Below are 1,263 nucleotides of genomic sequence, written 5' to 3' on the forward strand. Positions count from 1 at the left end.
TAGCACATTTTGTTGAAGTTTCTTTATATTTTATTTTATCTAGCACAACAAGTTAAATTATCTTTCCAAAAAATATGTGCTTTTTCATGTAACAACACATTTTGTAAAAGTTTTAAATTATTATAATTCATCGCCTTAGGTAGCACAACACAGGGTTTCCATATCCCATATACTACTGGTGATAGTATTCGATCGGATACACGTATCGGAACAGTGTATAAATTCTCTGTTTTTGTAAAATCAATTTCTATAGGAAGAGACTGTGCTAGCAACATTCGTTCTCTATAATAATTAATAACCGCAATAATAAACGAAATACTAAATCCTATTCCCCATATTATGAAAAACCTTTTCCCAACATTTTCTGTTGTTAAAGAAACTGTATTTGGTGAAAAAGTATCTATGTGGTTTAGAAGACGGTCTGGTAGAATTGGTATTTTTAACGGTAAAACTAGCCGAAGCAATGCAATTTCCCAGAGCATTACATAAATACGTCCAGGGATATGATTTTTTAAACATACACGAACTTGCAAAATCAGAACAATAAATAGGCTTGAACTAATCAGCATATGACGTATCATAGCCTGGCACCTCACTTCTCCAACAATTTCTTTATCTGCTTACGTTCCTCCTCTGATAATTTTTCGTGGCTCACAAAGGAAGCAAAAAAATTTATCTTTGATCCATGAAATATTTTATCAATGAGTTCTCGGGTTTCAAATTCTTCTACATTCTCTTTAGAAATCAACGCTTTACACATATAGTTGCTTCCATAACGTTCAATAGCCCCCTTTGCAACACATTTTTTTATAACAGTATAAGTAGTATTTTTGTTCCAACCAACTTCTGTGTTCAAAACTTCCGAAATATGCTTTGCTGAAACATCTCCTTCCCTCCACAAGACTTCCATAACTTTAAGTTCTGAATCATATAATTTTGTATTCATAATTACTCCTTTTAGACTACTGCAATAGTTTATTTTTCATACTATCAAACCAATCCACCGCTGTCAATAGCATGGAGCACCTAAATATATGGATTTATAGATATAGTACCGGCCTGTTTTTATACTGTCTATTTAATAGTAATCACATCAATATATTTATTCCAACTCAAAAGCCACCCTTAAAATGCATTTTACAACCTCTTGCATTCTTTCATAGTCTAAATTTTCCTTTATATCTGATTCATCGTTTATTTTTAACTCCCTATATAGTCAAGTCTTTTTTCCTTGAAAATCAAGGATTTTTTAGTGTTTCATCA

The 1,263-nt window shown here is 31.7% G+C and carries 2 protein-coding genes; both read right to left on the reverse strand.

All coding sequences use genetic code 11. The features are described from left to right. Nucleotides 1–35 precede the first annotated feature (35 nt). Nucleotides 36–581 (reverse strand): M56 family metallopeptidase, encoded by a 546-nt coding sequence (locus tag DWX28_RS19155; RefSeq protein ID WP_147342130.1) that lies wholly within the window; start codon nucleotides 579–581, stop codon nucleotides 36–38. 11 nt (nucleotides 582–592) lie between these two features. Beyond that, a complete protein-coding gene (locus DWX28_RS19160; RefSeq protein WP_118254786.1) occupies nucleotides 593–946 on the reverse strand; it encodes a BlaI/MecI/CopY family transcriptional regulator in 354 nt (117 codons plus the stop codon). Between the last annotated feature and the right edge of the window lie 317 nt (nucleotides 947–1,263).

The sequence above is a fragment of the Blautia sp. AF19-10LB genome (assembly GCF_003461245.1).
In the GTDB taxonomy this organism is placed as follows: Bacteria; Bacillota; Clostridia; order Lachnospirales; family Lachnospiraceae; genus Blautia_A; species Blautia_A intestinihominis.